Raw genomic sequence first — 6,868 nt, 5'->3', positions numbered from 1 at the left:
GGAGCAGGAGTGGAGCCCGCGGAACGACCGGTAAGGCAGGAGTGGAGCCCGCGGAACGACCATCGGGAGCAGGAGTGGAGCCCGCGGAACGACCATCGGGAGCAGGAGTGGAGCCCGCGGAATGACCGGTAAGGCAGGAGTGGAGCCCGCGGAACGACCATCGGGAGCAGGAGTGGAGCCCGCGGAACGACCGGTAGGCCCGCTCGAGGAACTAGGGTTGGTGGAGTTGGGTGGAGCTCGTCGTACATCGAGCTCGAGACGCATGAGGAGCACAGATGATCAATGCCATCGTCTTGATCGACGCCGAGGCCGATTTGATTCCGGAGGCGGCGCAGGCTGTAGCCGATGTCGATGGTGTGTCGGAGGTTTATTCGTGTGCCGGGGATGTCGATCTGATCGCCATCGTCAAGGTTCGCGATCACGCCTCGATCGCCGAGGTCATCACCAAGCACATCAATCGGGTGCGGGGTGTGCGGAACACCACCACTCACATTGCGTTTCAGTCCTATTCGAGTGCCGACGTCGATGCAGGGTTCTCGATCGGCGAGTAGGACCGCTCGGTCAGTCGACGAGCGCGGTGGTGCAACGCGCCCAGTCCGCGAGCAGTTGCGCAGCTGCCCCTGAGTCGACAGCCGTTGCAGCAGTGGACAACCCGGCTTCGATGCGAGCGGTGAGATCACCCGATACCCCGTGATGGGCCGCGATTGCAGCGGCTGCGTTGAGTAGGACGGCGTCGCGGACAGGTCCCCGTTCTCCGGCGAACACACGGTGCGCCACCGCCGCATTGAATTCGGCGTCACCGCCCCGGAGTGCTTCGATCGGAGCTCGGTCGATTCCGTAGTCGAGGGGATCGATCGTCTCGACTGTCACCGAGCCACCGGCCACCACGTGCACGGTCGTGGTGGTCGAGAGCGTGATCTCGTCCAGTCCGTCGTCACCACGCACGACGAGTACCGAGCTGCCGCGTGCGGCGAACACGTCGGCGACCACCGGGGCCAGACTTCCGAAGGCGCAACCGATCAAACCGGCCCGCGGGCGGCCCGGGTTGGTCAGCGGCCCCAGCACGTTGAACACCGTCGGGATGCCGATCTCTTTGCGAGGTGCCGCGGCGAAACGCAAGGCCGGGTGATGGATCGGCGCGAAGCAGAACCCGATACCGACCTGTTCGACGCTCGACGCGACCGCGTCGGCACTCAGGGTCACCCGGACGCCCAATGCCTCTAGCACATCGGTCGTGCCGCTCTTCGAGGACGCAGCTCGGTTGCCGTGCTTGACCACTCGGATTCCGCCGGCCGCTACGACGATCGCGGCCATGGTGGAGATGTTCACGGTGTCCGCTCCGTCACCTCCGGTGCCCACCACGTCGACGGCGTCGGAATCGGTGTCCACCAGAACTGCGTGGGCGAGCATCGACTCGGCGAGACCGTTGACCTCTGCCGGCGTCGGACCCTTCATTCTGAGCGCGACTCCGAACGCAGCGATCTGCGCGGCTGTCGCGTTGTCGGCCATGATCTCGTCCATGGCCCAGCCGGTGTCGGCGCTGGAGAGGTCGGTGTGGGTAGTCAACGCGCCGAGAATTCGACGCCAGGTTCGGGGCTGTTCGTCGCTGGTCGCTGCGGTCATGGTGGTTCTGCCGTGCCCTTCTGCGGTCGGTGCTCGGTGCGGTGGAAGCTTAGCCAGATGCGCCGTCGGCCGGTGTCGGCTGCAGCGCATCCCACCCGACGACGACTCCGCCTCGGCGTTGGGCGAGGCCGGCCATCCGAGAACGTTCCTGCGAGCAGTGCAGCGCATCGAGAACCTGCACACGCTGCAGCACCAGTGCGACGCCGTCCTCGACGTCAGGGCGATAGCCGGGCGTGTGCGGCAGTTCGGCATCGGGACCGATCTCGTATCCGTCCTGAGCGGCGACAGCTGCGGCGTCCCCCACTTCGCCGGCCGGCAACAACAGGTGATGTCGAAGTAGTACGTCCGCTGTGTCGTTCCAGACCGGCGGCTCGGTGGCTGCCTCATCGAGCACAGCCGAGCATGCCCGCGCGTCGTCGAAGCAACGCGCCACAATCACCAGATCCTCACGAGTGGGGTCCAGACGTTCTGCGCTCGAACGCGAGAACAGTCGTCGAAACCACCCACCTTCGCTGCCCTTTGCCATGAGGCCAGCCTTGCACGACTGGACCCTACCGGCCCGTACGGGGGCTTCTACCAGGCCGGGAACAACGGGCCACCCGGATTCGTTGTGCTGCGACGCGCCAAGACCGGACCCGGATATGCCTCCCGTACTACGACGGGTCATACTTCTTTCTGTGACGAGCGCTGTAGGGACTCAAGGATCGGCAATCACCCAACGCGTGCACTCGCTGAACCGTCCCAATATGGTCAGCGTCGGCACGATCGTGTGGTTGTCGAGTGAACTCATGTTCTTCGCTGGGCTGTTCGCGATGTATTTCGTCGCGCGAGCCCAGGCGAACGGAATTTGGCCGCCGGAACCGACCGAGTTGAACCTCGGTCTGGCCGTGCCGGTGACTGCCGTGCTGATCGCTTCTTCGTTCACCTGCCAACTCGGCGTTTTCGCAGCCGAGCGCGGAGATGTGTTCGGGCTGCGTCGGTGGTACACGATAACGCTGATCATGGGTGCGTTCTTCGTATCCGGTCAGGCGTACGAGTACTACCACCTGGTCGAAGAAGGCACGACGCTGTCCAGCAGCGTCTACGGCTCGGTCTTCTACATCACGACAGGCTTCCACGGCCTGCACGTGATCGGCGGGCTCATCGCGTTCGTGTTTCTGATCACCAGGACCTTGGTCAGTAAGTTCACGCCCGCGCAGGCCACCGCTGCCATCGTCGTCTCGTATTACTGGCACTTCGTCGACATCGTCTGGATTGCCCTCTTCGCGACGATCTACTTCATCCGCTAGTGACAGTCAGCACGCCAAAGATAACGAACGAACGGATTCAGCCCCCGACGTTCGGTCCGTCCCGACACGACAAGGGATAGAAGATGAGTACATCTCCCCCAGCAGCATCCGTCGACAAAGCCGCCTCCAAGACACGACGGCAGCGTAAGGGTCGCCGACGTATCACGGGCGCTCTCGTTCTGATGATGGGCCTTCTGAGCGCGGGATTCCTCGCTTCGGCCCTGACCCCAACCCCGCAGGTCGCCACTGCAGACGCCGACTCGGCGGCACTGATCCGCGAGGGTAAGCAGCTCTACGACACTTCCTGCGTGACGTGTCATGGTGCCAACCTGCAGGGCGTCGAGAACCGCGGCCCCAGCCTCATCGGCGTCGGTGAGGCGGCTGTCTACTTCCAGGTTTCCACCGGCCGCATGCCTGCTGTGCGTAACGAGGCTCAGGCGCTGCGCAAGCCGCCGAAGTTCAACGACAAGCAGATCGACGCGCTCGGTGCGTACGTTCAGGCCAACGGCGGCGGACCCACGGTCATCCTCGACGAGAACGGTGACGTTGCTCAGGAATCGCTGCGCGGCAACGACGTAGCACGAGGCAGTGAGCTGTTCCGGCTGAACTGCGCGTCCTGCCACAACTTCACCGGTCAGGGCGGTGCCCTGTCGTCCGGCAAGTTCGCGCCGGATCTCGGACCTGCAAACGAGCAGGAAATCTACACCGCGATGGTTACCGGACCGCAGAACATGCCGAAGTTCTCCGATCGTCAGCTGACGATCGAGGAGAAGTCGGACATCATCGCCTACGTCAGGTCGGCTCAGGAGACGAAGGCCGCGGGCGGCTGGGGGCTCGCTGGCTTCGGTCCGGGCACCGAGGCCATCGCCCTGTGGGTTGTCGGAATCGCCGCAGTCGTCGGCGCAACACTGTGGATCGGAGCGAGGTCATGAGCGACGGTGATTCCGGCCGCAAAGATACGGCAGACACCAGCGGTGTGGATGCCGACAAGAAGTACACCGATGAGGAGTTGGGTTCGCTCAGTCGCGACCAGCTCGTCGAACTCGGCACCAACCTCGATGGCGTCGATGTCGCCTTCCGTCGCAACCGCTGGGCCGTCGAGGGAACTCGCGCCGAGAAGCGCGCCGAGCGCAGCGTAGCGATCTGGTTTGCCATCGCCGGCCTGTCGGCCGTCGCGTTCATCGGTGTCTACCTGTTCTGGCCATGGCAGTACGCCGGCATCGGCGACGAGAACTACCACCTCTACTCGCTGTACACGCCGTTGATCGGCGGCACGATGGGCCTGGCGATCCTCGCCGTCGGTGTCGGTGCAGTGCAGTTCACCAAGAAGTTCATCCCCGAAGAGGTCTCCATCCAGGACCGCCACGATGGAAATTCCTCGGAGACGGACCGTAGGACTCTGGTGGCAGAACTGGGCGACTCCCTGGACACGTCGACCATCGGTCGACGCAAGGTGATCAAGCGCTCACTGCTGTTCGGTGGTGGAGCACTCGGTGTCATGGCACTACTCCCCCTCGGTGGTCTGATCAAGAACCCGTGGGCCAAGGGCGAAGATTCTCCGTTGTGGGTATCCGGCTGGACTCCTCGGTACGATGGAGAAACCATCTACCTCCGACGAGACACCGGGCGACCGGAAGATGTCGTTCTCGTTCGGCCCGAGGACTTGGACGCTGGTGCTATGGAGACTGTCTTCCCGTTCCGCGAAGCGGACCGCGAAAGCGAGCACGAACTGCTCGTGTCCCTGCGCGGTATCCGCAATGCCGTCATGCTCATCCGCCTGCGCCCCGAGGCCGCCAGCACGGTCATCAAGCGCAAGGGCCAGGAGAGTTTCAACTACGGCGACTACTACGCCTACTCGAAGATCTGCACGCACCTGGGTTGCCCTACATCGTTGTACGAGCAGCAGACCAACCGCATTCTCTGCCCTTGCCATCAGTCGCAGTTCAACGCGCTCGAGTACGCCAAGCCGATCTTCGGACCGGCCGCGCGCGCGCTGCCCCAGCTTCCCATCACAGTCAACGAGGAGGGATACCTAGTGGCACGATCCGATTTCAACGAAGCTCTGGGTCCCGCCTTCTGGGAACGTCGACCGGAGCGTGATTCATGAGTCCTTCACTGCAAACCCTCGCAGCCAAGCAGGCCAACGACGTAGACAGTCGTTACCATCTGGCACCGGGGCTGCGCCGCCAGATCAACAAGGTGTTCCCCACCCACTGGTCGTTCCTGCTCGGTGAGATCGCGCTCTACAGCTTCGTGATCCTGCTGCTCTCCGGCGTGTTCCTCACGCTGTTCTTCGACCCGTCACTGAGCGAGGTCGTCTACCAGGGCGCGTACACCCCCCTCAACGGTGTGACTATGTCGCGTGCATATGCCACCGCCCTCGACATCTCGTTCGAGGTTCGCGGCGGTTTGTTCATGCGACAGATCCACCACTGGGCGGCCCTGATCTTCGCCGCATCCATCATCGTGCACATGGCGCGCATCTTCTTCACCGGTGCGTTCCGTCGCCCCCGTGAGGCCAACTGGGTCATCGGCTGCTTGCTGCTGATCCTCGCCATGTTCGAGGGCTTCTTCGGATACTCCCTCCCCGATGACCTGCTCTCGGGCACGGGTCTTCGTGCAGCGTTCTCGGGCATCACGATGAGCATCCCGATCGTCGGAACCTGGATGCATTGGCTCATCTTCGACGGCGACTTCCCGGGCACCATCATCATTCCGCGCCTGTACGTGGCCCATGTGCTGCTGCTGCCCGCGATCATCCTTGCTCTGATCGCGGCCCACCTTGCTTTGGTCTGGTACCAGAAGCACACCCAGTTCCCCGGACCGGGACGCACCGAGACGAACGTTGTCGGCGTCCGCATTCTCCCGGTGTTCGCGGTCAAGTCCGGTGCCTTCTTCGCCGTGACATTCGGTGTTATTGCCGCAATGGCCGGTCTGCTTCAGATCAACCCGATCTGGAACCTGGGACCGTACAACCCGGCCCAGGTCTCGGCAGGATCGCAGCCCGACTTCTACATGATGTGGACCGACGGTCTGGCTCGGCTCTGGCCGGCATGGGATATCTACATCGCCGGTCGCTACACCATCCCGGCCGTGTTCTGGGTGGCAGTGATCATGGGTCTGGTGTTCACGGTCATGATCGCCTACCCGTGGATCGAGAAGCGCCTCACCGGAGACACTGCACACCACAACCTGCTGCAGCGCCCCCGCGATGTACCGGTTCGTACGGCCATCGGCGCGATGTCCATTGCGTTCTACGTTGTTCTGACGCTCTCCTGCGTCAACGACCTGATTGCGTACAAGTTCGACATCTCGCTCAACGCCATGACCTGGATCGGTCGTATCGGCGTACTGATTCTGCCGCCGATCGCCTACTTCGTTGCCTACCGGTTCTGCATCGGCCTGCAGCGCAGCGATCGGGCGGTGCTCGAGCACGGAATCGAAACCGGAATCATCAAGCGTCTCCCGCACGGCCAGTACGTGGAAATCCACCAGCCGCTCGGACCGGTCGACGATCACGGTCACCCGATTCCTCTCGACTACCAGGGCGCACCCGTACCCAAGAAGATGAACAAGCTCGGCTCGGCCGGAAAGCCCGGCTCGGGATCGTTGTTCACTCCGGACCCGGCTGCACAGAGCAGGGCTCTCGAAGACGCTCTGCACGAGGGTGAGCACCAACAGCTCGCGATGCTCCGCAACTACCAGGCGGGAACTCTCGGCAACGGCTCGAACGGCAACGGTCATTCGAACGGCAACGGCCATTCCAATGGCAACGGTCACTCGAACGGCAACGGCCATTCCAACGGCAACGGTCACTCGAACGGCAACGGCCATTCCAACGGCAACGGCCACGAGGACGCTGCACTCAGTTCCGGTCGACAGGACAGCGACAGCGATCGCTGACATTCGCTAGAACATCGACAAGGGCGGTACCGGTGACGGTGCCGCCCTTTTCG

7 protein-coding genes are annotated in these 6,868 nt (G+C 63.2%); 5 read left to right on the top strand and 2 right to left on the bottom strand.

The window, feature by feature from the left end; all coding sequences use genetic code 11:
* Nucleotides 1–275: 275 nt before the first annotated feature.
* Nucleotides 276–551 (top strand): Lrp/AsnC family transcriptional regulator, encoded by a 276-nt coding sequence (locus RHODMAR_RS14255; RefSeq protein ID WP_008715704.1) that lies wholly within the window; start codon nt 276–278, stop codon nt 549–551.
* Between the two features lie 10 nt (nt 552–561).
* On the opposite strand, the gene trpD is transcribed toward RHODMAR_RS14255, so the two are convergent.
* Nucleotides 562–1,623 carry an anthranilate phosphoribosyltransferase gene (gene trpD, locus RHODMAR_RS14250; RefSeq protein WP_008715703.1) on the bottom strand — a complete coding sequence of 354 codons (1,062 nt, stop codon included), beginning with the start codon at nt 1,621–1,623 and terminating at the stop codon, nt 562–564.
* A 49-nt stretch (nt 1,624–1,672) separates the two neighbouring features.
* A complete protein-coding gene (locus RHODMAR_RS14245; RefSeq protein WP_008715702.1) occupies nt 1,673–2,149 on the bottom strand; it encodes a hypothetical protein in 477 nt (158 codons plus the stop codon).
* Nucleotides 2,150–2,300: 151 nt separating this feature from the next.
* Here RHODMAR_RS14245 and ctaE point away from each other — a divergent pair, with 151 nt between their 5' ends.
* The 4 genes from ctaE to qcrB all read left to right on the top strand — a co-directional run bounded on the left by ctaE (nt 2,301) and on the right by qcrB (nt 6,815).
* A complete protein-coding gene (ctaE, locus tag RHODMAR_RS14240) occupies nt 2,301–2,912 on the top strand; it encodes an aa3-type cytochrome oxidase subunit III (protein WP_042939237.1) in 612 nt (203 codons plus the stop codon).
* A gap of 83 nt (nt 2,913–2,995) precedes the next feature.
* Nucleotides 2,996–3,844 carry a cytochrome bc1 complex diheme cytochrome c subunit gene (qcrC, locus tag RHODMAR_RS14235; protein ID WP_042939235.1) on the top strand — a complete coding sequence of 283 codons (849 nt, stop codon included), beginning with the start codon at nt 2,996–2,998 and terminating at the stop codon, nt 3,842–3,844.
* A complete protein-coding gene (gene qcrA / locus RHODMAR_RS14230; RefSeq protein ID WP_008715698.1) occupies nt 3,841–5,019 on the top strand; it encodes a cytochrome bc1 complex Rieske iron-sulfur subunit in 1,179 nt (392 codons plus the stop codon). The genes qcrC and qcrA overlap by 4 nt, the downstream gene beginning before the upstream one ends.
* On the top strand, nt 5,016–6,815 hold the full coding sequence (gene qcrB / locus RHODMAR_RS14225; protein ID WP_008715696.1) for a cytochrome bc1 complex cytochrome b subunit: 1,800 nt from the start codon (nt 5,016–5,018) through the stop codon (nt 6,813–6,815). Before qcrA ends, qcrB begins: the two co-directional genes overlap by 4 nt.
* Nucleotides 6,816–6,868: the final 53 nt, after the last annotated feature.

It is taken from the genome of Rhodococcus sp. AW25M09 (genome assembly GCF_000333955.1).
In the GTDB taxonomy this organism is placed as follows: Bacteria; Actinomycetota; Actinomycetes; order Mycobacteriales; family Mycobacteriaceae; genus Rhodococcoides.
The sequence above is the reverse complement of the archived record's forward strand: the minus strand, read 5'-3'. Positions and strand labels throughout refer to the sequence as shown.